The sequence below is a fragment of the Pseudomonas sp. NFIX10 genome, from assembly GCF_900111955.1.
GTDB lineage: Bacteria > Pseudomonadota > Gammaproteobacteria > Pseudomonadales > Pseudomonadaceae > Aquipseudomonas > Aquipseudomonas fluorescens_AA.
In genome coordinates, this window is the sequence record NZ_FOKH01000002.1 from 68,661 (window position 1) to 91,543 (window position 22,883).

The 22,883-nt window shown below is 61.0% G+C and carries 18 protein-coding genes and 2 pseudogenes; 14 read left to right on the plus strand and 6 right to left on the minus strand.

The annotated features are described in order from the left end of the window. Positions 1–104: 104 nt before the first annotated feature. Positions 105–1,016, plus strand: a pseudogene (locus BM321_RS02170) (NAD(P)/FAD-dependent oxidoreductase); the annotation flags it as partial. 9 nt (positions 1,017–1,025) lie between these two features. Further along, positions 1,026–1,392, plus strand: a pseudogene (locus BM321_RS02175) (PAS domain-containing protein). A gap of 138 nt (positions 1,393–1,530) precedes the next feature. On the opposite strand, the gene moaE reads toward BM321_RS02175, so the two are convergent. The 5 genes from moaE to BM321_RS02200 all read right to left on the minus strand — a co-directional run bounded on the left by moaE (position 1,531) and on the right by BM321_RS02200 (position 5,811). Then, positions 1,531–1,983, minus strand: a complete 453-nt coding sequence (gene moaE, locus BM321_RS02180) for a molybdopterin synthase catalytic subunit MoaE (RefSeq protein ID WP_092331920.1) — start codon at positions 1,981–1,983, stop codon at positions 1,531–1,533. A 3-nt stretch (positions 1,984–1,986) separates the two neighbouring features. Then, complete coding sequence (locus tag BM321_RS02185) at positions 1,987–2,229, minus strand: MoaD/ThiS family protein (protein ID WP_072408929.1); 243 nt, start codon at positions 2,227–2,229, stop codon at positions 1,987–1,989. Next, positions 2,226–2,699, minus strand: a complete 474-nt coding sequence (gene moaC, locus BM321_RS02190; RefSeq protein WP_092441379.1) for a cyclic pyranopterin monophosphate synthase MoaC — start codon at positions 2,697–2,699, stop codon at positions 2,226–2,228. The genes BM321_RS02185 and moaC overlap by 4 nt, the downstream gene beginning before the upstream one ends. A gap of 256 nt (positions 2,700–2,955) precedes the next feature. Beyond that, positions 2,956–4,350, minus strand: a complete 1,395-nt coding sequence (locus tag BM321_RS02195) for a PhoH family protein (protein ID WP_092204112.1) — start codon at positions 4,348–4,350, stop codon at positions 2,956–2,958. Positions 4,351–4,686: 336 nt separating this feature from the next. Next, entirely contained in the window at positions 4,687–5,811 is a 1,125-nt protein-coding gene (locus tag BM321_RS02200; protein ID WP_092441380.1) for a polysaccharide deacetylase family protein, read from the minus strand. 304 nt (positions 5,812–6,115) lie between these two features. On the opposite strand from BM321_RS02200, the gene yaaA reads away from it, so the two are divergent. Then, entirely contained in the window at positions 6,116–6,895 is a 780-nt protein-coding gene (gene yaaA, locus BM321_RS02205) for a peroxide stress protein YaaA (RefSeq protein ID WP_092441381.1), read from the plus strand. Positions 6,896–6,998: 103 nt separating this feature from the next. Here the strand turns inward: yaaA and BM321_RS29360 are convergent, their stop codons facing one another. Next, a complete protein-coding gene (locus tag BM321_RS29360) occupies positions 6,999–7,232 on the minus strand; it encodes a hypothetical protein (protein ID WP_139230439.1) in 234 nt (77 codons plus the stop codon). 474 nt (positions 7,233–7,706) lie between these two features. Between BM321_RS29360 and BM321_RS02210 the strand changes: the two genes are divergently transcribed. The 11 genes from BM321_RS02210 (at position 7,707) to BM321_RS02265 (ending at position 22,706) form a co-directional block, all read left to right on the plus strand. Continuing rightward, a complete protein-coding gene (locus BM321_RS02210; RefSeq protein ID WP_092441382.1) occupies positions 7,707–9,023 on the plus strand; it encodes a nucleotide sugar dehydrogenase in 1,317 nt (438 codons plus the stop codon). A 100-nt stretch (positions 9,024–9,123) separates the two neighbouring features. After that, entirely contained in the window at positions 9,124–10,605 is a 1,482-nt protein-coding gene (gene alg8 / locus BM321_RS02215; protein ID WP_371856603.1) for a mannuronan synthase, read from the plus strand. Positions 10,606–10,640: 35 nt separating this feature from the next. Continuing rightward, a complete protein-coding gene (locus BM321_RS02225; protein ID WP_092441383.1) occupies positions 10,641–11,810 on the plus strand; it encodes an alginate biosynthesis protein Alg44 in 1,170 nt (389 codons plus the stop codon). Between the two features lie 9 nt (positions 11,811–11,819). After that, the gene (gene algK, locus BM321_RS02230; RefSeq protein ID WP_092441384.1) at positions 11,820–13,331 is read left to right on the plus strand and encodes an alginate biosynthesis TPR repeat lipoprotein AlgK; all 1,512 of its coding nucleotides are present in this window, start codon (positions 11,820–11,822) and stop codon (positions 13,329–13,331) included. 5 nt (positions 13,332–13,336) lie between these two features. Next, the gene (locus BM321_RS02235) at positions 13,337–14,827 is read left to right on the plus strand and encodes an alginate export family protein (RefSeq protein ID WP_092331991.1); all 1,491 of its coding nucleotides are present in this window, start codon (positions 13,337–13,339) and stop codon (positions 14,825–14,827) included. A gap of 26 nt (positions 14,828–14,853) precedes the next feature. Further along, positions 14,854–16,443 carry a mannuronan 5-epimerase AlgG gene (gene algG / locus BM321_RS02240; RefSeq protein ID WP_092441385.1) on the plus strand — a complete coding sequence of 530 codons (1,590 nt, stop codon included), beginning with the start codon at positions 14,854–14,856 and terminating at the stop codon, positions 16,441–16,443. An 11-nt stretch (positions 16,444–16,454) separates the two neighbouring features. Then, positions 16,455–17,903, plus strand: a complete 1,449-nt coding sequence (locus BM321_RS02245) for an alginate O-acetyltransferase (protein ID WP_092331899.1) — start codon at positions 16,455–16,457, stop codon at positions 17,901–17,903. Between the two features lie 11 nt (positions 17,904–17,914). Continuing rightward, positions 17,915–19,051 carry a mannuronate-specific alginate lyase gene (locus tag BM321_RS02250; protein WP_092441386.1) on the plus strand — a complete coding sequence of 379 codons (1,137 nt, stop codon included), beginning with the start codon at positions 17,915–17,917 and terminating at the stop codon, positions 19,049–19,051. A 222-nt stretch (positions 19,052–19,273) separates the two neighbouring features. Continuing rightward, positions 19,274–20,839 (plus strand): MBOAT family O-acyltransferase, encoded by a 1,566-nt coding sequence (locus BM321_RS02255; protein ID WP_092204121.1) that lies wholly within the window; start codon positions 19,274–19,276, stop codon positions 20,837–20,839. Between the two features lie 11 nt (positions 20,840–20,850). Next, a complete protein-coding gene (locus tag BM321_RS02260) occupies positions 20,851–22,026 on the plus strand; it encodes an alginate O-acetyltransferase (protein ID WP_092441387.1) in 1,176 nt (391 codons plus the stop codon). Positions 22,027–22,040: 14 nt separating this feature from the next. Next, on the plus strand, positions 22,041–22,706 hold the full coding sequence (locus tag BM321_RS02265) for an alginate O-acetyltransferase AlgF (protein ID WP_092331894.1): 666 nt from the start codon (positions 22,041–22,043) through the stop codon (positions 22,704–22,706). The last annotated feature ends 177 nt before the right edge of the window (positions 22,707–22,883 follow it).

The window sequence follows — 22,883 nt, forward strand, 5'->3', positions numbered from 1 at the left end:
GTGGGTCAGTCACCACCCATGTCGACTGTCAGGCCGCCATCGCGAGCAAGCTCGCTCCCACAGTTTTTCCAGAGTCCTGGCAATGTGCTCTACAGGAGAGCTTCATGACCTCAGCAGACTTCATCATCATCGGCGGCGGCATTGCCGGTGCTTCCACCGGTTACTGGCTGGCGCCCCATGGCCGGGTGATTGTGCTCGAACGCGAGTCCCATCCGGCCTATCACTCCACCGGACGTTCGGCGGCGCTGTACTCCGCCGCCTACGGCACCCCGCAGGTGCGGGCGCTGACCCAGGCCAGCCGGGATTTTTTCGACGCCCCGCCGGCCGGCTTCTGCGAGCACCCGTTGCTGAGTCCACGGGGCGAGATGACCGTGGATTTCACCGGCGACCCGGCCGAGCTGAACAACCAGTACCTGAGCGCCAAGGCCACGGTGCCGCAGATGCAACTGCTCAGCGCCGATGAAGCCTGTGTGCGGCTGCCGATCCTGCGGCGGGACAAGGTCCACGGGGCGATCCATGACCCGACAGCCTGCGACATCGACACCGACGCCCTGCACCAAGGCTACTTGCGCGGTATTCGCCGCAATGGCGGTGAAGTGCACACCGACAGCGAAGTGCTGGGCCTGAGCCGCGACGACCAGGGACTTTGGCAAGTGAAGACAGCCAGCCAACGCTTCACCGCCGCCATCGTGATCAACGCCGCCGGTGCCTGGGCCGATCAGGTGGCCGACCTGGCTGGCGCCCGGAAGCTGGGGCTGCAACCCAAGCGGCGCGCGGCATTCATCTTCGCCGGCCCCGAAGGCGTGGATATCCATGACTGGCCGATGCTGGTGAGCTTGGACGAATCCTTCTACATGAAGCCCGACGCCGGCATGTTCCTCGGCTCGCCGGCGAACGCCGACCCGGTGGAGCCTCACGACGTTCAGCCGAAAGAGCTGGACATAGCCATGGGCATCTACCAGATCGAAGAAGCCACCACCCTGACCATCCGCCGCCCGACCCGGACCTGGGCCGGATTCCCTGTCATGACCGCTTCGCCCTCCGATCCGGCGCTGGAGAACTTCCGCACCATCGCCGACGCCATCGCCACGCTGTTCTACCCCCACGCCGAAGTGGTGCTGCACGACCTGCGCAGCCAGAAAGTCGATTACATCGCCAATAACCGGTCCAAGCGCGAGATTAGCGATGACTCGTCCCTGGAAGACATGCTCAGTGAGGACATCAGCGAACGTAACATCGGGCCGTACGAGAAACTGAACTGGGACGGACAGAAGATTCGCAGCCTCAGCAGCGGGCGCCTTCAAGGACAAGAGCGCGTCCAACTATGTGGCCAATGTGCTGAATATGGGGCGGGCGACGGTGTACAAGCATTTGAAGGAGCTGAAGAGCTGAGGTTCTGAGTTGCCTGGTCTGGCCTCATCGCGAGCAAGCTCGCTCCCACAAGGGATCCTTGGTGCATGAAGATCCAGTGTGGGAGCGAGCTTGCTCGCGATCACGGACTCGTGGCTTGCGAAAAACTACAGGGGGGACTTACTGCTTCCAGCGATCCGCCGCCGCATGATCACTGTCCCGCCCTTCAACCCAGCGCGGGCCGTCGACGGTGTTTTCCTTTTTCCAGAACGGCGCACGGGTCTTGAGGTAGTCCATGACAAAGGCGCAGGCGTCGAACGCCGCCTGGCGATGGGCACTGGCGGCCGCGACGAAGACTATCGGCTCGCCCGGTTCCAGGGCACCGATGCGGTGCAGCACTTCCAGCTTGAGCAACGGCCAGCGCTGCTCGGCCTCGCTGGCGATCTTGCCCAAGGCCTTTTCAGTCATGCCCGGATAGTGCTCCAGAAACATCCCGGACACATCGAGGCCGTCATTGAAGTCGCGCACGTAACCGACGAAGCTCACCACCGCCCCCACGCCGACATTGGCCGCGTGCATCGCGTTGACTTCGACGCCCGGGTCGAACGGTTCGGCCTGCACACGAATCGCCACGGCTCAGCCTCCGGTCACGGTAGGAAAAAACGCCACTTCGTCACCGTCCGCCAGGGGCTCGTCGAGCTGGCACAGGTCTTCGTTGCGTGCGCACATCAGGTTCTGCTCCTTCAGCACATCAGCACCGTCACGCTGGGCAAGCAGCACGCGCACGTCGTCGACCGTGGCGAACTCGCCTTCCACCTTTACCGCATCCACACCAAGCGCTTCACGATAACGGGCAAAGAACTTCACGGTAATCTTCATGACGCATCCGCCTGGAAGTGGCCGCTCTTGCCGCCGAGTTTTTCCAGCACCCGTACGCCTTCGATCGTCATGCCCCGATCCACGGCCTTGCACATGTCGTAAATGGTCAGCGCCGCAACGCTGGCGGCGGTGAGGGCTTCCATCTCCACGCCGGTCTGGCCCGACAGCTTGCAGCGGGCGACGATGCGCACCCGCTCCTCTCCTTCGGCCGTGAGTTCGACCTTGACGCTGGTGAGCAGCAACGGATGGCAGAGCGGAATCAGGTCGCTGGTTTTTTTCGCGGCCTGGATACCGGCGATGCGCGCGACGGCGAACACATCGCCCTTGGGGTGACCGCCGCTGACGATCATCTGCAGCGTGGCGGGCAGCATGCGCACAAAGGCCTCGGCCGTGGCTTCACGGAACGTCACGGCCTTGTCGGTCACATCGACCATGTTGGCGCGACCTTGGGAATCGAGATGGGTCAGCACAGGGTTACTCCTGATCGGGAGCCTCGATTGTAAACCTGTGGGTCAGATTCCGGCAGGGTTGATTGTCGCACCCCACTTGCGTATCGGATTCGAAAGTCAGCGCAAAACCTTGTGGGAGCGAGCTTGCTCGCGATGGCGGTGGGTCAGACACTTATTTTTTATCTGATGCACCGTCATCGCGAGCAAGCTCGCCCCACAGTTTTTTTTACAGCCATAACAAACCGGGCGGCTTGAAGGCCGCCCGGTTTGGCTGGGGTTACAGGTGGGATTCGGCGTATTCGGCCAGGATCGAGCGCGGTACGCCCTGCAGGGTGATGTGGACCCCGTTGGGGAAGTCCTTGAAGCGTTCGGTCAGGTAGGTCAGCCCGGAGCTGGTCGCGGACAGGTAAGGGGTATCGATCTGCGCCAGGTTACCCAGGCACACCACTTTGGAACCGGCGCCGGCACGGGTGATGATGGTTTTCATCTGGTGCGGGGTCAGGTTCTGGCATTCGTCGATCAGGATCAGGCTCTGCTGGAAGCTGCGCCCGCGAATGTAGTTGAGGGATTTGAACTGCAACGGCACTTTGCTGAGGATGTAGTCGACGCTGCCATGGGTACTTTCGTCATCCATGTGCAAGGCTTCGAGGTTGTCGGTGATCGCCCCCAGCCACGGTTCCATTTTCTCCGCCTCGGTGCCGGGCAGGAAACCGATCTCCTGGTCCAGGCCCTGCACGCTGCGGGTGGCGATGATGCGCCGGTAGCGCTTGCTGACCATGGTCTGCTCGATGGCGGCGGCCAGGGCCAGGATGGTCTTGCCGGAACCGGCGGCGCCGGACAGGTTGACCAGGTGGATATCCGGGTCGAGCAAGGCGAACAGGGCCAGGCTCTGGTAGATGTCGCGAGGCTTGAGGCCCCAGGCTTCCTGGTGCAGCAGCGGTTCCTGGTGCAGGTCGAGGATCAGCAGTTTGTCGACCTGGATTTCCTTGATCCAGCCGACGAAGCCTTGTTCATCGATGATGAACTCGTTGATGTGCACGGCCGGCAGGTTGTCGATCAGTTGTACCTGGTGCCAGGTGCGGCCATGGTCCTGGCGAGTCTCGACCTTGCTCACACGGTCCCAGAAGGAGCCGGTCATGGTGTGGTAGCCGTTGGGCAACAGCGAGACGTCGTCAACCAGTTGGTCGGTGCTGTAGTCCTCCGCCGCGATCCCGCAGGCGCGGGCCTTGAGGCGCATGTTGATGTCTTTGGTCACCAACACCACGGACTGGTCCTTGTTGCGCGCGTGCAGGTCGATCAACTGGTTGATGATGATGTTGTCGTTCAGGTGTTCAGGCAGCACCAGGTTGGGCTCGGTGCGCTTGCTCATCAGGATCGAAAGCAAGCCCTTGGGACCACTTTTGCCGCGCTGGATCGGCACGCCGAGCTCAACGTCTTCCGGGGAGGCATCCCCCAGGGTCTTGTCGATCAGGCGGATCGCCTGCCGGCATTCGGCCGCAACGCTGTGGTGCCCGCTCTTGAGCTTGTCCAGCTCCTCAAGCACGGTCATCGGGATGGCGACGTGGTGTTCTTCGAAGTTCAGGAGCGCGTTTGGATCGTGGATCAATACGTTGGTATCGAGTACATAGAGGATTGGCTGGTTGGAGGAAAGGCTACGTCCGTGGTCATCCATACTCGGTCACCTATCTGGGGGCCATTCGACGCAATACCGTGACAGTGCTGCGCCTCGAGGTAGCCACCGAATTCACCCGCGAGGGTTCAGGTGAACTGCACACAATCTGGGTCTTGGAAGACGCCACCTGTGTTGCAGGTTTCGGCGGTCTGACTTCTTGATACTCCAAAAACCATGACAGGAAAAAGCACTTTGACGCTTTTTTGAAGTTTATTTTTCAGAGTGACGAATAACCCTTGGCGTACCGCCGTCGCACCGTTAAAGTCGGAAGTCCGGTCGTCATGAATGTGTCCCGGATTTTCCTCCTTCCCCAATGTTTCCGGGCTTTTCCCGGTTTCAGCGAAACGCCTCCTGACAGTCCGCCCACCCGATCCCGCTCTGAGCCGTCTGCGCCATGAGCCAGGGCAACGCCGTTTTCACCCCATCCTGCTTGGCGTTGAAATTGATCACCCCGTGGCGCCACAGCAGCATCAGGGTCAGCACACGCTGGGCGCTTTGCTCAGGCTTGAGCCGATTGCCGCTGTCCTGGGGATCGATGTCCCACAGCGCCACCTGCAGGCCCTGCTGCCGGAAAAATCCTTCGGCATCGCCACGCCGCTGGCCTTGGGGCGGGCGGAACAGCGGCACGTAGTTCTCGGGCAGCTTGCCCTTGACCAGTTCGACACTGCGCCGGACCGAATCCTGCCAATCCTGCCAATGACTGTGGGAGCGGAATTCCCAGCCCTGCACACCCACGCACTGGCCCGCATACAACGCCTGGAGACTGTTGACCGAGCGCTCTTCCAACCGCGCCTGGATGTCCTTGCCCAGCACGAAGAAGGTGCCGTTCATGTTCGCCTTGCGCAGGTAGTCGGTCAGCCACGGGGTGTTGTCCGGCACGACATTGGCTGCGCTGTCGAAGGTCAACAGGAACAGCCGGTCGTTCATCTCCTCGCCGTTGCGCTCGTATTCGCCAAAACGGGCGATTTCACTGCTGGTTTGCGGAAAAAGCGCGGCTTTGCGTAGCAGTTCATCACGATATTGCGTATGAAAGATCTGGCTCGGTGCCGCCCATTTGATGTAGTAGGAGTCGTCATCGAGATGGAACCTGCGGGCCTCTTCACGCAGGGTCGCCATGTCCTCGACCAGGTAACAGAAGGACGCGTCCTGATCGCAACTGCGCTGGGCGAAGTTGTAGTTGCTCAGCAACCGTTGCCACAGCCGGGCGCGAAGGGCGTCGATCGCGGCCATATTGACCGTGCGCAGCCCCAGGTACTGCTTGAGCGCGATTTCGTCCATGGCATCGACGTCCAGCAAGCCCCGGGCGAACATCAGGATCTCGGCCCGCGAGGCCACGTCGAACAGCGTCGGGCTGGTGAGTTGTTCCGGCCAGGTCGTGCGGTCCAGGGTGGCGACGTCGTTGGGCGCCGCGAGGGCGCCGAAGCTCAACAGCCAGGCCGATAACACAAGGGCGATGCGCAAAAGGGATGTCTCCATAACGAAACCCGCGCGGCATCATAGCCGATCCTGGGGTAATCCCCTTGCGATCGGTGGACTTGGGGAACAGACCTGTGGGAGCAAAGCTTGCTCGCGATGCAGGCGACACGGTCATTTAGACTGCGTCATCGTTCATCGCGAGCAAGCTTTGCTCCCACAGACTTTGCTCCCACAACTCCCTCGCCACAAAAGCCCATCAATGCTCGCCCATCCATCACCTATTGCCTCGATAGCTGGAGTCCACCCGGACAACCCCCTAGAATCGCCGGACCTTCAAGGAGACGATTGCATGCTGATGGTGATTTCCCCCGCCAAGACCCTCGATTACGAAACACCGCCGGCCACCGCGCGCTTTACCCAGCCGCAGTACCTGGATCACTCCCAGGAGCTGATCGAACAACTGCGCGCACTCTCGCCGGCACAGATCAGCGAATTGATGCACGTCTCCGACAAGATCGGCGGCCTCAATGCCGCGCGATTCGGCAGTTGGACGCCAGCGTTCACCCCAGCCAACGCCAAGCAGGCGCTGCTGGCCTTCAAGGGTGACGTGTACACCGGCCTCGATGCGCAAAGCTTCGGCGAAGCCGACTTCGACTATGCCCAGCAGCACTTGCGCATGCTCTCGGGGCTCTATGGCCTGCTGCGCCCACTGGACCTGATGCAACCCTATCGCCTGGAGATGGGCACGAAGCTGGCCAACGCCCGCGGCAAGGACCTGTATGCCTTCTGGGGCACGCGCATCAGCGAATGGCTGAACGAAGCCCTGGCCGAACAAGGCGATGATGTCCTGTTGAACCTGGCGTCCAATGAATACTTCTCGGCGGTCAAGCGCAGCGCACTGAAAGCGCGCGTCATCAATACCGAATTCCGCGACTTGAAAAATGGCCAGTACAAGATCATCAGCTTCTACGCCAAAAAGGCCCGGGGCCTGATGAGTCGTTTCGTCATTGAAGAGCGTATCAACGACCCCGCGGCACTCCGCCAATTCGATGTTCAGGGTTATCGCTTCAATGCACTACAGTCGAGCCAGGACAAACTAGTGTTCTTGCGCGATCATGCTCCCGAATAAGGCATAACCTTATATCGCCCCTGATCGGGGGCTTCGATCAAGCCCCGATCTGTCATCTTAGTTCCCGCCTGTTTCGCCAGTTTCATGACGTCAATTAATCGCCCTACTCCCCCTCTAACTTTTCTTTCACTCGACACTCGTCAGTTTTTTGCGTAGTGGCACCAAATTTTTTTATCGGTAGTGGCACAAAACCATCTATCCCTCCTAACTCCCCATTAATAAAGGATGAAACGGCAAGTGCCATCATATTGAGGGCAGTGCCATCTTGGATAATATTTCGAAAAATTTCGAAAATCGCGATGAGCGGATCGGAACTATGTGAAATTGCACGGCTCATACCACCCGTAACGATTCTCACGGAGCGTGTAAGAGATGACTTACATAGGCCGTCGACCAAAGTAACCAAGTTGTCATGGCAATTTAGCGAAACGGTCGCCTATTTGGATCCATCTTATAAAGGACAGGAGATAACGCACCATTACTATCCCCTACAAGGCCAAGGCTGCGCCCCTATTAACGTGCTCACCCGAGCACATAAGCTTCTGATTTTGTGGGCTTTTGCCAGGGATCAGAGGTGAGAGACTTTTTGCACGAGCGTTCTTGATTTACAGGGACTGGCTGCATAACAGGGCAGGTCATAACAACTAGGCCGCTTTGCGCACAACTTGAGTGCACTTATTTAGACACTCGGAACTTAAGTATGCCTGCACACGGCACTGTGGCGCCTGCATTCCACACTTCCGAGTGCTCGATGACCGCTGAACACTATTAACTCCGGCCATTTAATGGCGTGAAAACAGAGGTAAATGCGATGCGCATTAGCATATTTGGTTTGGGTTACGTCGGTGCAGTATGTGCCGGTTGCCTGTCTGCACGGGGCCATGATGTAGTTGGCGTGGATGTCGCCAAAGACAAAATCGACATGATCAACGCCGGCAAATCGCCGATCGTTGAACCGGGTCTTGGTGAGCTATTGGCGCAAGGCATTCAAACTGGCCGACTGCGCGGCACGACCAACTTCGCCGAGGCAATTCGCGATACTGACCTGTCGATGATCTGCGTCGGTACACCGAGCAAAAAGAATGGCGACCTTGAACTGAACTACATCGAAGCGGTGTGCCGCGAGATTGGTTTTGTCCTGCGTGACAAGACTACCCGCCACACTATCGTAGTTCGCAGCACCGTATTGCCGGGCACCGTGGCAAACGTTGTCATCCCGATTCTCGAAGACTGCTCCGGCAAGAAAGCCGGCGTCGATTTCGGTGTCGCGGTCAACCCTGAGTTCCTGCGTGAAAGCACCGCGATCAAGGACTACGACCAACCGCCGATGACCGTTATCGGTGAGTTCGACACCGCCTCCGGCGACGTCCTGCAGTCGCTGTACGAAGAGCTCGATGCGCCGATCATCCGCAAGGACATCGCCGTCGCCGAGATGATCAAGTACACCTGCAACGTGTGGCACGCCACCAAGGTGACCTTCGCCAACGAGATCGGCAACATTGCCAAGGCCGTCGGCGTCGATGGGCGTGAAGTGATGGAAGTGGTCTGCCAGGACAAGACCCTGAACCTGTCCCAGTACTACATGCGCCCAGGCTTCGCCTTCGGCGGCTCCTGCCTGCCCAAGGATGTTCGCGCCCTGACCTACCGCGCCGGCGCCCTGGATGTGGAAGCGCCGCTGCTCAACTCGCTGATGCGCAGCAACGAGTCCCAGGTGCAGAACGCTTTCGACATCGTCTCCAGCCACGACAAGCGCAAAGTCGCCCTGTTGGGCCTGAGCTTCAAGGCCGGCACCGACGACCTGCGCGAAAGCCCGCTGGTGGAACTGGCGGAAATGCTGATCGGCAAGGGTTTCGACCTGAAGATCTACGACAGCAACGTCGAATACGCCCGCGTCCACGGTGCGAACAAGGATTACATCGAGTCGAAGATTCCTCACGTCTCGTCCTTGCTCAACGCCGACTTCGACTCGGTGATCGACAGCTCCGACATCATCATCCTGGGTAACCGCGACGAGAAGTTCCGCGCGCTGACCGAAAACGTCCCGGAAGGCAAGCAGGTCATCGACCTGGTCGGCTTCATGTCCAAGGCCACCAACCCGAGTGGCCGGACCGAAGGCATCTGCTGGTAAGTCTGTTTGCCGGCCGGGGCATGCCCCGGCCGGCCTTTCGCCTGCCTTAACCCATCGGGCCGCCCACAAGGCCCGCCCGAGATAGAGACGGATGCAGATTATGCACAGGCTAAAGCACGGCCTGCTTCAGGCCGCCGGTTGGCTGTTTTACTTGAGTTTATTGATGGGCATCGCCATGGCGCTGCCCACGTCCACGTTCGACTCCGAATCCAAGGACTTCATCTTCCTGATCGGCGCCGTGGGCATCTGGCGTTACTCCATGGGAGCAACGCATTTCGTGCGCGGCATGATCTTCCTGTACATCGTCTACCCACACCTGCGCCGCAAGGTCCGCAAGCTGGGCAAGGCGGCGGATCCGTCCCACGTGTACCTGATGGTCACCAGCTTCCGGATCGATGCGCTGACCACTGCCCAGGTGTATGGCTCGGTGATCCGCGAGGCCATCGACTGTGGGCTGCCCACCACCGTGGTCTGCTCCATCGTGGAAATGTCCGACGAATTGCTGGTCAAGAGCCTCTGGACCCGCATGAACCCACCTGAGCGGGTCAAGCTGGACTTCGTGCGTATCCCTGGCACCGGCAAGCGTGACGGCCTGGCCTACGGCTTCCGCGCCATCTCCCGCCACCTGCCGGACGACCGCGCCGTGGTCGCCGTGATCGATGGCGACACCGTGCTCGCCGAAGGCGTCGTGCGCAAGACCGTGCCGTGGTTCCAGCTGTTCGGCAACGTCGGCGGCCTGACAACCAACGAGTTCTGCGAAGTGCGCGGCGGCTACATCATGAGCGAGTGGCACAAACTGCGCTTCGCCCAGCGGCACATCAACATGTGCTCCATGGCCTTGTCCAAGCGTGTGCTGACCATGACCGGGCGCATGTCGGTGTTCCGCGCCACCGTGGTCACCAACCCGGACTTCATCGCCGACGTGGAAAGCGACTCGCTGCAACACTGGCGCCTGGGCCGCTTCAAGTTCCTGACCGGTGACGACAAGTCGAGCTGGTTCAGCCTGATGCGCCTGGGCTACGACACGTTCTACGTGCCCGATGCGGCGATCAACACCGTCGAGCATCCGCCGGAGAAGAGCTTCATCAAGGCCAGCCGCAAGCTGATGTTCCGCTGGTACGGCAACAACCTGCGGCAGAACTCCCGGGCACTGGGTCTGGGCATGCGCCGTCTGGGCCTGTTCACCTCGGTGGTGCTGTTCGACCAGCGCGTGTCGATGTGGACCTCGCTGCTGGGCCTGACCGTAGCACTGATCGCCAGCTTCAAGTACGGCACCGCGTTCATCCTGGTGTACCTGCTGTGGATCGGCATCACCCGGTTGCTGCTGACCCTGTTGCTGTCGTGCTCCGGACACCGGATCGGCCCTGCCTACCCGGCGATTCTCTATTACAACCAGATCGTCGGCGCGTTGGTGAAGATCTACGTGTTCTTCCGCCTTGACCAGCAGTCCTGGACCCGCCAGCCCACCTCACTGACCCGTGATCTCGCCAGCTTTCAACGTTGGTTCAACACTTGGTCGTCTCGGACCATGACCTTCTCCGCCGGCAGCATTTTTGTCGCCGTGCTGCTGACGATGGTCTGACCGGACTTGAATGAATTAACTAGGAAATCGCCCCTATGAACACCGCCGTGAATGTCAACGTAGTGCATGAATCCGAAGCCCAGCGCCAACATGCCCGGGTCAAAATCCCGGCCAAGCTGCGCTTCTTCGGCCCCGACCGTACGCCCATGGAAGTCAAGGTCCTGGACCTGTCCGCCGGTGGGCTGTGCTTCAACGCCGGCCAACTGCCGCTCAAGGTTGGCGAGACCTACAAGGCTCGCCTGCAGTTCGTGATCGACAACCTTGGCCTGGCCATGGACGTGGAGTTGCAGATCCGCTCCTACGACCGCCAGACCGGCCGCACCGGTTGCCAGTTCCAGAACCTGGAGCCGCGGGACATCTCGACACTGCGTCACATCATCACCTCGCACCTGGCCGGCGACATCGTCGGTGTCGGTGACGTGCTGGCGACCCTGCAGCGCGACAACTTCACCAAGGCCCGCAAACAGAAAGACGAAAACGGTGGCATGAGTGCCTTGGGTCGCCTGCGCGCCGTGACCTTCAGCCTGGGGGTCTTCGTCGTTGGCCTGGCGGCGTTCGGTTTCATCTTCAAGTCGGTGTACGGCATGTACTTCGTCAGCCACGCCCAGGCCGGCCTGGTGAACGTACCGGGCATGGCTATCACCATGCCGCGCGACGGCACCGTGCAGAGCCTGGTCAAGGCCGACGGTGTGGCCGCCAAAGGCGCCCCGCTGGCGACCTTCAGCACCAGCATGCTCGACGTGCTCAAGGGTCACCTGGACGACAACCAGTTGCAGCCGGCCAAGGTCGAGGAGCTGTTTGGCAAACAAATGACCGGCACCCTGACCTCCCCGTGCGACTGCATCGTGACCCAGCAAATGGTTGCCAACGGTCAGTACGCCAGCAAGGGCGACGTGATCTTCCAACTGGTCCCACGAGGCACCGAAGCCAACGTCGAAGCGCGCTTCTCCTATCGCCAGTTCAACGACGTGCGCCCAGGCACCCCGGTCAACTTCCAGGTCGCCGGCGAAGACACCCTCCGTACCGGCAAGATCGTCAGCAGCACCAGCCTGAAAAGTGCCGACCTGTCCTCCGATATCCGTGTGCTGATCCAACCTGACGAACCCCTGGACAGCGCGCTGGCCGGCCGTCCGGTAGAAGTCACCAGCGACCGTGGCCCGAACCTGAACTGGCTGATCGACAAAGCCATGGCCGTCGGTATTTAAGTCGAGGATATGCCCGTGACCACTCCACAAAACAACAATGCACCGCATTCCCTGTGGGAGCGAGCTTGCTCGCGATGGGATCGACGCGGTCTGTCTGGTACAGCGAGCGGCCTGCATCGTGAGCAGGCTCGCTCCCACACAGGATATGCGTTGTGTGCTCTGGCGCTGGCAGTCAGTCTCAGCGGCTGTGCCGGCCTGCCCGACCAGCGCCTGGCCAACGAAGCGCTCAAGCGCGGCGACACGGCGCTGGCGCAGCAGAACTACCAGCAACTGGCCGACCTGGGCTACAGCGAGGCCCAAGTGGGCCTGGCCGACATCCAGGTGGACAGCCGCGACCCCGAGCAGATGAAAAAAGCCGAGGCGACTTACCGCGCCGCGGCCGATATCTCGCCACGGGCCCAGGCTCGCCTGGGTCGCCTGCTGGTGGCCAAGCCCGGTTCCACCGAAGCGGAAAAACACGAAGCCGAAGGCCTGTTGAAGAAAGCCTTCGCCAACGGCGAAGGTAACACCCTGATCCCGCTGGCGATGCTGTACCTGCAATATCCCCACAGCTTCCCGAACGTCAACGCCCAGCAGCAGATCAGCCAATGGCGCAGCGCCGGCTACCCGGAAGCGGGCCTGGCGCAGATTCTGCTCTACCGCACCCAGGGCACCTACGACCAGCATCTGGATGAAGTCGAGAAGGTCTGCAAGGCCGCGCTGGCGACCACGGACATCTGCTACGTCGAACTGGCCACGGTCTATCAGAAACGCGGCCAGCCGGAACAGCAGGCCGAATTGCTCAAGCAGATGCAGGACGGTCACGCCCGTGGCGTCGTATCCGCCCAGCGCGTGGACAGTGTCGCCCGTGTCCTGGCCGATGCCAGCCTGGGCAAGACCGACGAAAAGACCGCCCAGTCGTTGCTCGAAGGCATCGCCCCTGGCTACCCCGCAGCGTGGGTCAGCCTGGCGCAACTGCTCTACGATTTCCCGGAACTGGGGGACGTCGACAAGATGATGCAATACCTGGAAAACGGCCGCGCCGCCGACCAGCCACGCGCCGAGCTGTTGCTGGGCAAGCTGTACTACGAAGGCAAGTGGGTCCCGGCCGATGCCAAGGCCGCCGAGGCGCATTTCCAGAAAGCCGAGGGCCGCGAAGTGGCCGCCGATTACTACCTCGGCCAGATCTATCGCCGCGGTTACCTGGGCCAGGTGTACTCGCAAAAAGCCCTGGACCACCTGCTCAAGGCCGCCCGCAACGGCCAGAACAGCGCCGACTTCGCCATTGCCCAGCTGTTCTCCCAGGGCAAGGGCACCAAGCCCAACCCGGTCAACGCTTATGTGTTCAGCCAGTTGGCCAAGGCGCAGAACACCCCGCAAGCCATCGAGCTTGCCCAAACCCTCGAAGCACAATTACCGCCGGAACAACTTGCACAAGCGCAACGCCTGCTACAACAAGAGCAGGCCATTCGCGGCGCAATGAGCCCCGATACGCTGGAACTGCAAGCCCTAAAAGAAGATGACGGCGAGGAACCTCTATGAAGCTTTTGAAGCTCAATCCTTTTGTGCAGGCTGGTATTGGCCTGTCGTTTGCCCTGCTGTGGTCCTGCCCGACCCTGGCGGCACTGACCGAGAGCAAGAATTTCGGCCTGGAAGTGAAAATCACCGGCCAGTCCGAAGACGACCGTGACCTCGGCACCCAGAGCGGTGGCGACGTCAACGGTGTCGGCCTGGACCTGCGTCCCTGGGTCTACGGTGAAAGCGAAAGCGGTGCCTGGAGCGCCTACGCCATGGCCCAGGCCGTGACGTCCTCCGACATCATCGAGACCGACACCCTGCAGCAGTCCGATGGCAGCACCCAGCAAACCGACAGCGGCGATCGCGAAGCCAAGAAAAGCTACCTGGCCATGCGCGAGTTCTGGATCGGCTACCGCGGCCTGACCCCCTACCCGGGCGAGCAGTTGAAGTTCGGTCGCCAACGCCTGCGCAACGACGACGGCCAATGGCGCGACACCAACATCGAAGCCCTGAACTGGACCTTCGACACCACCTTGCTGCGGGCCAACCTCGGCGTGGCCGAACGCTTCAGCGAATACCGCACCGACCTCAAGGAACTGTCCCCCAAGGACAAGGACCGCCTGCACGTCTATGGCGACGTGGGCTACCAGTGGATGCCAGGCCAGTGGGCCGGTATCCGCGCCCACCACTCCCATGACAACGGCAGCCTCGACTACCCGACCCCGGGCGAGCCCACCGACACCCTGGACAAGACCCAGAACGGCGACATCTCCTGGCTGGGCCTGGAAGCCAACAGCGATGCCTACAACTGGCGCAACACCAACACCGTCAACTACTGGGCCAGCATCACCGGCATGAGCGGCGAGCGCGACACCGTCAACCCGCTCAACGCCGACGGCACGCGCCCGACAGAAGCCAAGCACAGCGATGATGTGGACGGCTGGGCCACTGACCTGGGTATCCGCTTGCGTCTCGACCCGCAATGGCAAGTCGGTGCGGCCTATGCCCGCGCCAGCGATGAGTACCAACAGAACGGCCTGCAAAGCAACCGCTCGAACTTCACCGGCACCCGCTCGCGGGTCCACCGTTTCGGCGAAGCGTTCCGGGGCGAAATGGCCAACACCCAGAGCGCCAGCCTGTTCGGTTCCTGGCAGCTGCGTGACGAATACGATGCCAGCCTGGTGTACCACAAGTTCTGGCGCGTGGACGGCAACAAGCCCGTGGGCAGCAACGGCATCAACGCCGTGGAAAACAACACCGACGACGTGACCGGCGCGATCCTGTCCACCTCGACCCTGCCGCTGCGTGACGGTGACAAGGACCTGGGCCAGGAAGTCGACCTGGTGGTCACCAAGTACTTCAAGCAAGGCCTGCTGCCGGCCGCGCTGAGCCAGTCCATCGATGAGCCGTCGGCGCTGGTGCGCTTTCGTGGCGGTGTGTTCAAGCCAGGCGACGCCTACGGCAAAGAGGTCGATTCGTACATGCATCGCGCCTTTGTCGACGTGATCTGGCGCTTCTGATGCGAATGGCCATGGGAGTGCCCGATATGAACCGCTACCTCAGGAACAGCCAGGCGATGAAAGGTTCGATCAGCCTGTTGGTCGCAGCCATGCTGCTGGCTGGCTCGCCGGCGTTCGCCAACGTTGAACCGGCGGTCAAGCCGGGCAACGTGGTCAAGGAACTGCAACGGGCCAAGACCTACACGGTCAGCAGCGCGCCGACCGCACCGCTGGAACTGGCCAAGCCGACTCTGCCCGACCTCAAGGGCTTCACTGCCGAAGCGGCCGCGGCCAAGATCGTGCGCACCAAGCCCGGCAAGGTCAGCGTGCGCCGGATGATGCAGGAAAACGCCTTGAAGGACTTCATTGGCGGCGACAACAAGATGGCCGAGTGGGTCGTGCGTCAGCACGGTATCCCACAGGCCATCTTCGTTGACGATGGCTACATGAACCTCAAGGACCTGGCCAAGAAACAGCCCAAGTACATCATCGAAACCTCGCCAGGTGTCTACCTGGCCAGGATTCCGATCGTGGTCGGCCAGAAAGGCATCCTGGAGATCGACAAACAGACCCAGGAACTGCGCCTGTCCCAAGAGGGCGGCTCATTCCTGGTCAACGATGGCCAGATGTTCATCCGCGACACCAAGGTCACCGGCTGGCGCGAAAAGGACAACGGCCCTGCCACGTTCCGCTCGCCCAAGGAGTTCCGTCCATTCCTGCTGGCCTGGGGTGGCACCGAGACCTACATCGTCAACACCAAGATGGCCAGTTTCGGCTACGCCAACAGTAAGTCGTACGGGGTGAGTATTTCCCAGTACACGCCGAACATGGCCAAGGTCCTCAAGCGCCCGGAACCGACTGGCTGGATCATCGGTTCCGAGTTCTCGGACATGTGGTACGGCTTCTACTGCTATGAGACCCGCGACTTCGTGGTCAAGAGCAACACCTACAAAGACAACATCGTCTACGGCATCGACCCCCACGACCGTTCCCATCGGCTGATCATTGCCGACAACACCGTCTACGGGACCAAGAAGAAGCACGGGATCATTATTTCCCGTGAGGTCAACGACAGCTTCATTTTCAACAACCGCAGCTACGACAACAAACTCTCGGGCCTGGTGATCGACCGTAACAGCGTGAACAACATCATCGCCTACAACGAGATCTACAAGAACCACACCGACGGCATCACGCTCTATGAGAGTGGTGACAACCTGCTGTGGGACAACAAGGTGATCAGCAACCGCCGCCACGGCATCCGTATTCGTAACAGCGTGAACATCCGCCTCTACGAAAACGTCGCCATGGCCAACGGCCTGACCGGTATCTACGGCCACATCAAGGACCTGTCCAACACCGACCGGGACATCAAGCTCGACCCGTTCGACGCCGAGGTCTCGTTGATCGTGGTGGGTGGCGAACTGGCTGGCAACGGCAGCGGCCCGCTGACCATCGACTCGCCGCTGAGCGTCGAGCTGTACCGCGTGTCCATGCTCGCGCCGACCAAATCCAGCGACATCACTTTCACGGGAGTTCTGGGCGAACGCCAGGATGAAATTCTCGACCTGTTGGTGCGCCAGCAGAAAGCCGTGCTGATCGACCCTGTCGAACGCCAGACCGAATTGCGGGACTGAGGATGACCTTTATGAACCCACAGATGATCAAACTCCTGGGCCTGTCCGCCCTGACTGCCGGCATCCTGGCCGCTGCAAGCGGCGCGCGCGCCGACGACATCAAGGCGCCGACCTTTACGGCCGAACCGTGCTGCAACCTGTGCCCCGCGGCTCACGATCCGAAGAACTACACCACGCGCTACCAGCAGAACTTCACCACGCTGGTGCAGGCCCAGGGCGACTGGCTGTTCCGTACCCAGGAAGACCTGCGCACCGAATTCAACACCACGCCGGCCGGCTACCAGCGCATGCAGCAGTTGCACGATGCGTTCAAGAAAAAAGGCATCGAGCTGGTGATCGTCTACCAGCCGACCCGGGGCCTGGTGAACCGCAACAAGCTCAACCCACAGGAAAAGGCCGCCTTCGACTACGAGAAAGCCCTGACCAACTACAAATCCATGCTCGGCCGCTTCGCCCAGATGGGTTATGTGGTGCCGGACCTATCGCCGCTGACCAACGAAAACCTGCCCGAGACGCTGCCAGCCCACGATTTCTATTTCCGTGGCGACCAGCACTGGACACCGTATGGCGCCCAGCGCACGGCCAAGATCGTCGCCGAGAAGATCAAGCAGATCCCGGCCTTCGCCGACATTCCCAAGCGTGAGTTCGAGACCAAGAAATCCGGCCGCATGGGCAAGACCGGCACCCTGCACAACATGGCCGGGCAACTGTGCGGCACCAGCTATGCGATCCAGTACATGGACCAGTTCACCACCGAGCCCAAGGGCGAGGCCGGCGACGGCGACCTGTTCAGTGATTCCGGCAACCCGCAGATCACCCTCGTGGGCACCAGTCACAGCGGCAAGAACTACAACTTTGCCGGTTTCCTGGAAGAAGCCATCGGCGCCGACATCCTCAACGTGGCGTTCCCCGGCGGTGGTTTCGAAGGCGCGATGATCCAGTACCTGGGCAGCGAAGAATTCCAGAAAAGCCCGCCGAAAATCCTGATCTGGGAATTCTCGCCGCTGTATCGCCTGGACCAGGAAACCATCTACCGCCAGATGTTTGCCCTGCTGGACAACAACGGTTGCGAAGGCAAGCCGGCACTCATGAGCAGCAAGACCGCGCTCAAGCCGGGCAAGAACGAATTGATGGTCAATAGCAAGAACATGGATCTGCGTAACAGCAGCCACCAGGTCGACATCCGCTTCGCCGATACCTCGGTGAAAACCTTGCAAGCCACCCTCTGGTACATGAATGGGCGCCACGAGGATATCAAGATCGAAAAACCGGATACCTCCGACACCGACGGACGTTTCGCCTTCCAATTGCGCACCGACGCGGACTGGGCTTCGCAGAACCTGCTGGCTGTCGAAGTCCAGGGTCCCGAAGCCGGCGCGGCGCCACAGCAAGTCGAGGCGAAAATCTGTAAACGCAACGCATCTCCGCAAGCCGAACAAACGGCTCAAATCGGACAATGAGGTCTCGTCTCATGACCAGTACCACGCGCACCCGAACGTTGAAAACACTGCTGGCACCGTCCCTGCTGACCCTGGCGATGTTCGCCGGGGCGACCCAGGCCGCGGCCCCGCTACGCCCGCCACAGGGTTACTTCGCACCGATCGAGAAGGTCAAGGTCGGCGATGCCGCCCAGGGTTGCGACGCCACGCCGACGCCCTACACCGGCTCCCTGCAATTTCGCAGCAAATACGAGGGCTCGGACAAGGCCCGCGCGACGTTGAACGTGCAGTCGGAAAAAGCCTTCCGCGACAGCACCGCCGACATCACCAAGATCGAGCGTGGCGTCAGCAAGCAAGTCATGCAGTTCATGCGTGACGGCCGCCCCGAGCAGCTGGAATGCACGCTGAACTGGCTGACCGCCTGGGCCCAGGCCGATGCGCTGATGTCCAAGGACTTCAACCACACCGGCAAGTCCATGCGCAAATGGGCGCTGGGTAGCATGGCTTCGGCCTATGTGCGCCTGAAGTTCTCCGAGTCGCGCCCACTGGCCAACCACCAGGAGCAGGCGCAACTGATCGAAGGCTGGTTCAGCCGGATGGCCGATCAGGTGGTCAGCGACTGGGACAACCTGCCGCTGGACAAGACCAACAACCATTCCTACTGGGCCGCCTGGTCGGTGATGGCCACCTCCGTGGCAACCAACCGCCGTGACCTGTTCGACTGGGCTGTCAAGGAATACAAGGTCGGCGTCAACCAGGTCGATGCCGACGGTTTCCTGCCCAACGAACTCAAGCGCAAGCAACGGGCCTTGTCCTACCACAACTATGCCCTGCCGCCGTTGGCGATGATCGCCAGCTTCGCCCAGGTCAACGGTGTGGACCTGCGCCAGGAAAACAACGGCGCCCTCAAGCGACTGGGTGACCGGGTGCTGGCAGGGGTGAAAGACCCGGACATTTTCGAAGAGAAGAACGGCGAAGAGCAGGACATGAAAGATCTGAAGGTCGATTCGAAATTCGCCTGGCTCGAACCGTTCTGCAGCCTCTACACCTGCTCCGAGGATGTGCTGGAGCGCAAGCATGAAATGCAACCGTTCAAGACCTTCCGCCTCGGCGGGGACTTGACCAAGGTGTACGACCCTTCGCGGGATAAGGGTGAGAAAGGAAGCTGAGTCCACCCTCCCCGCCTGGCGGGGAAAACCTGTGGGAGCGAGCTTGCTCGCGATAGCGGTCTGACATTCACCATGGATGTCGACTGAAACACCGTCATCGCGAGCAAGCTCGCTCCCACAGGGAATGTGGTTTGTTTCGAATGTAATCAACCCCCCGGTTTTCATGGGGGGGTTTGGGGGGGCTCTGGCCCTTGACTGTTGATTCAACATGGAGAGATCGGGATGGTATTTTCATCCAACGTGTTCCTGTTCCTGTTCCTGCCGATCTTTCTCGGCTTGTACTACTTGAGCGGGCAACGCTATCGCAACCTGCTGCTGCTGATCGCCAGCTACGTGTTCTATGCCTGGTGGCGGGTGGACTTTCTCGCCCTGTTCGCCGGCGTGACCCTGTGGAACTACTGGATCGGCCTGAAAGTCGGCGCCGCCGGTGTGCGCACCAAACCGGCCCAGCGCTGGCTGTTGCTCGGCGTGGGCGTGGACTTGGCCATCTTGGGCTATTTCAAGTACGCCAACTTCGGCGTGGACAGCCTCAACGCCATCATCACCGGCTTCGGTCTCAACCCGTTCATCCTGACCCACGTGCTGTTGCCGATCGGGATCTCGTTCTACATCTTCGAGTCCATCAGCTACATCATCGACGTCTATCGCGGTGACACGCCGGCGACCCGCAACCTGATCGACTTCGCAGCGTTCGTGGCGATTTTCCCGCACCTGATCGCCGGGCCCGTGTTGCGTTTCCGCGACCTGGCCGACCAGTTCAACAACCGCACCCACACGCTGGACAAGTTCTCCGAAGGCTGCACCCGCTTCATGCAGGGCTTCATCAAGAAAGTGTTCATCGCCGACACCCTGGCGGTGGTGGCCGACCATTGCTTCGCCTTGCAGAACCCGACCACGGGCGATGCCTGGCTCGGCGCCCTGGCCTACACCGCGCAGCTGTACTTCGACTTCTCCGGCTACAGCGACATGGCCATCGGCCTGGGCCTGATGATGGGTTTCCGTTTCATGGAAAACTTCAAGCAGCCCTACATCAGCCAGTCGATCACCGAGTTCTGGCGCCGCTGGCACATCAGCCTGTCGACCTGGCTGCGTGACTACCTCTACATCACCCTGGGCGGTAACCGCAAAGGCACGCTGATGACCTATCGCAACCTGTTCCTGACCATGCTGCTCGGTGGTCTGTGGCACGGCGCGAACATCACCTACGTGATCTGGGGTGCATGGCACGGCATGTGGCTGGCCATCGAGAAAGCGGTGGGCATCAACACCACGCCACGCAGCATCAACCCGATCCGCTGGGCGCTGACCTTCCTGCTGGTGGTGATGGGCTGGGTGATCTTCCGGGCCGAGAACCTGCACGTGGCCGGTCGCATGTACGGCGCCATGTTCAGCTTCGGCGACTGGTCGCTGTCGGAACTGACCCGCGCCAACCTCACCGGCCTGCAGATCGCCACGCTGGTGGTGGCTTACGTCACCCTCGCCTTCTTCGGCCTGCGGGACTTCTACACCAACCGTCCACCGGTCAAGACCAAGCCTGAAGTCAACACCGAGGCCAACGGCCCGGCCACCGCGCAACCGGGGCTGATCAAGGCGGTACCGGGCGACAACCCGGCGTCGATCCACGAACCCGGCTACACCGTGGGTGTCGAAGCCCAGGTGCAACCGGCCTACTGGACCGTGGACTGGTCGCGCTACGTGATGCGCGCCCTCGTGCTGCTGCTGTTCATCGCTTCGATTCTCAAACTCTCGGCGCAAAGCTTCTCGCCGTTCCTTTACTTCCAGTTCTGAGGGATCTGAACATGACCCGCTCATTACGCATCTTTTACATCGCACTGTTCCTGCTGATCCTGACAGCACTGGGCCTGTGGTCGATGCGCAGTTTCTTCGGCTTCAGCACCAACCCCGACGCGACCGTGCTCAACGGTCGCTGGGCCAAGGCCGTGGAAACGCACTACGACGACCAGTTCCCGATCAAGCGCCTGGGCACCAACATCTGGGCCGCACTGGACTACAAGCTGTTCAACGAAGGCCGCAAAGGCGTGGTCCTGGGCCGCGACCAGTGGCTGTTCAGCGACGAAGAGTTCAACCCGATCGTCAATGAAGAGCTGAACCTGCAAGGCAACTACGCGCTGGTCGAAGGCGTGCGCCAGAAGCTCAAGGAACAAGGCATCACCCTGGTCATGGCGATCGTGCCGGCCAAGGCGCGGCTGTACCCCGAGCACCTGGGCGAAGTGAAGCCATCGAGCATTCACACCAACCTCTACCAGGATTTCCATGCTCGTGTCGCGGCCGACAATATCCTCGCGCCTGACCTGCTCGGCCCGCTGCAACAGGCCAAGCAAAGCGGCCAGCAAGTGTTCCTGCGCACCGACACCCACTGGACGCCGGAAGGCGCCCAGGTCGCTGCCGAGAACCTGGCCAAAGCCATTGCCGAACGCGCGCCGCTCAACGGCGAGCCGCAGCGCTTCGTCACCGAGCCTGCAGAAAAAATCACCCACAAGGGTGACCTGCGCCAGTTCCTGCCGCTGGACCCGCTGTTCGAAAACCTGATGCCAGCCCAGGAGCCGCTGGTCAAGCGCAACACCCGCGAAGTCGACGACCAGCCGGCCGGCGACGACGCGCTGTTCGCCGATGCCCAGGTGCCCGTGGCCCTGATCGGCACCAGCTACAGCGCCAACCCCAACTGGAACTTCGTCGGTGCGCTCAAGCAAGCCCTGCACAGCGACGTCGTGAACTACGCCGAAGACGGCCACGGCCCGATTCTGCCAATGCTCAGCTACCTCAAGAGCGATGCCTTCAAGAACAGCCCGCCACAGGTGCTGATCTGGGAGTTCCCTGAACGTTATCTGCCTGTAAACAACGAAATCGGCGACGCCGACCCACAGTGGGTCGCAGAGCTCAAGCAAGCCGGCGCTCGCCAACAGAACGTAGCCGCCAACACCCCATCCGAGACGCCCGAACGGGCGCAAAACTGAAAGAGAGGTCCACCATGACTTTCAACACTACTCCTCGCCGTCTCGCTGCTCGCTCCTTCAAGGCCGTAGCCCTCGTCGCCAGCATGAGCGCCCTCTCATTGTCCGCCTTTGCCGGTGACTCGGCCCTGTACGGCCCGGTCGCACCAAAAGGCTCGAGCTTCGTACGCATCTACAACGCCAGCAACGCCGAAGTCAGCGCCACTGTCGGCAGCACCAACCTCAACGACGTGGCGCCCCTGGCCAGCAGTGATTTCAGCTTCATGCCCGGTGGCGACTACAGCGCCAAGGTCGGCAGCCAGACCGTCCCGGTAAAACTGGCCCCCGACCACTATTACACCCTGGTCAACAACGCCAGCGGCCAGCCTCAGCTGATCGAAGAACCGCCGTTCAAGAACAAGCAGAAATCCCTGGTCCGCGTACAGAACCTCACCGACAAGGCGCTGACCCTCAAGACCGCCGATGGCAAGACCGAAGTGGTACCGAACGTGGCGGCCAAAGGCCGTGGCGAACGTGAAATCAACCCGGTGAAAGTGACCCTGGCGCTGTTCGAAGGCGACAAGAAAGTCGGCGACCTCAAGCCTGTGGCCCTGGAGCGCGGCGAAGCCGCCGTGCTGTACGTCACCGGTTCGGGCAGCAGCCTGTCGCCAGTGTGGGTGAAACGCCCGGTGTCGACCCGCTGATGAGTTTTCCTGACTGACGCTGTGCCCTGTGGGAGCGAGCTTGCTCGCGATAGCTATCTGACATTCAACATGAATGTCGACTGATACGCCGCCATCGCGAGCAAGCTCGCTCCCACACTGGACACAGGTGTCATTCGGGTACGGAACAATAACAAGAGAGTGAAACGACAGAACGCA

Bases quoted from the DNA above. Each gene is read 5' to 3' on its own strand.
- BM321_RS02185 (WP_072408929.1), bottom strand. From the start codon at position 2,229: ATGAAGATTACCGTGAAGTTCTTTGCCCGTTATCGTGAAGCGCTTGGT.
- BM321_RS02195 (WP_092204112.1), bottom strand. From the start codon at position 4,350: ATGGATGACCACGGACGTAGCCTTTCCTCCAACCAGCCAATCCTCTAT.
- yaaA (WP_092441381.1), top strand. From the start codon at position 6,116: ATGCTGATGGTGATTTCCCCCGCCAAGACCCTCGATTACGAAACACCG.
- BM321_RS29360 (WP_139230439.1), bottom strand. From the start codon at position 7,232: ATGAGCCGTGCAATTTCACATAGTTCCGATCCGCTCATCGCGATTTTC.
- BM321_RS02210 (WP_092441382.1), top strand. From the start codon at position 7,707: ATGCGCATTAGCATATTTGGTTTGGGTTACGTCGGTGCAGTATGTGCC.
- alg8 (WP_371856603.1), top strand. From the start codon at position 9,124: ATGCACAGGCTAAAGCACGGCCTGCTTCAGGCCGCCGGTTGGCTGTTT.
- BM321_RS02225 (WP_092441383.1), top strand. From the start codon at position 10,641: ATGAACACCGCCGTGAATGTCAACGTAGTGCATGAATCCGAAGCCCAG.
- algK (WP_092441384.1), top strand. From the start codon at position 11,820: ATGCCCGTGACCACTCCACAAAACAACAATGCACCGCATTCCCTGTGG.
- algG (WP_092441385.1), top strand. From the start codon at position 14,854: ATGAACCGCTACCTCAGGAACAGCCAGGCGATGAAAGGTTCGATCAGC.
- BM321_RS02245 (WP_092331899.1), top strand. From the start codon at position 16,455: ATGAACCCACAGATGATCAAACTCCTGGGCCTGTCCGCCCTGACTGCC.
- BM321_RS02250 (WP_092441386.1), top strand. From the start codon at position 17,915: ATGACCAGTACCACGCGCACCCGAACGTTGAAAACACTGCTGGCACCG.
- BM321_RS02255 (WP_092204121.1), top strand. From the start codon at position 19,274: ATGGTATTTTCATCCAACGTGTTCCTGTTCCTGTTCCTGCCGATCTTT.
- BM321_RS02260 (WP_092441387.1), top strand. From the start codon at position 20,851: ATGACCCGCTCATTACGCATCTTTTACATCGCACTGTTCCTGCTGATC.
- BM321_RS02265 (WP_092331894.1), top strand. From the start codon at position 22,041: ATGACTTTCAACACTACTCCTCGCCGTCTCGCTGCTCGCTCCTTCAAG.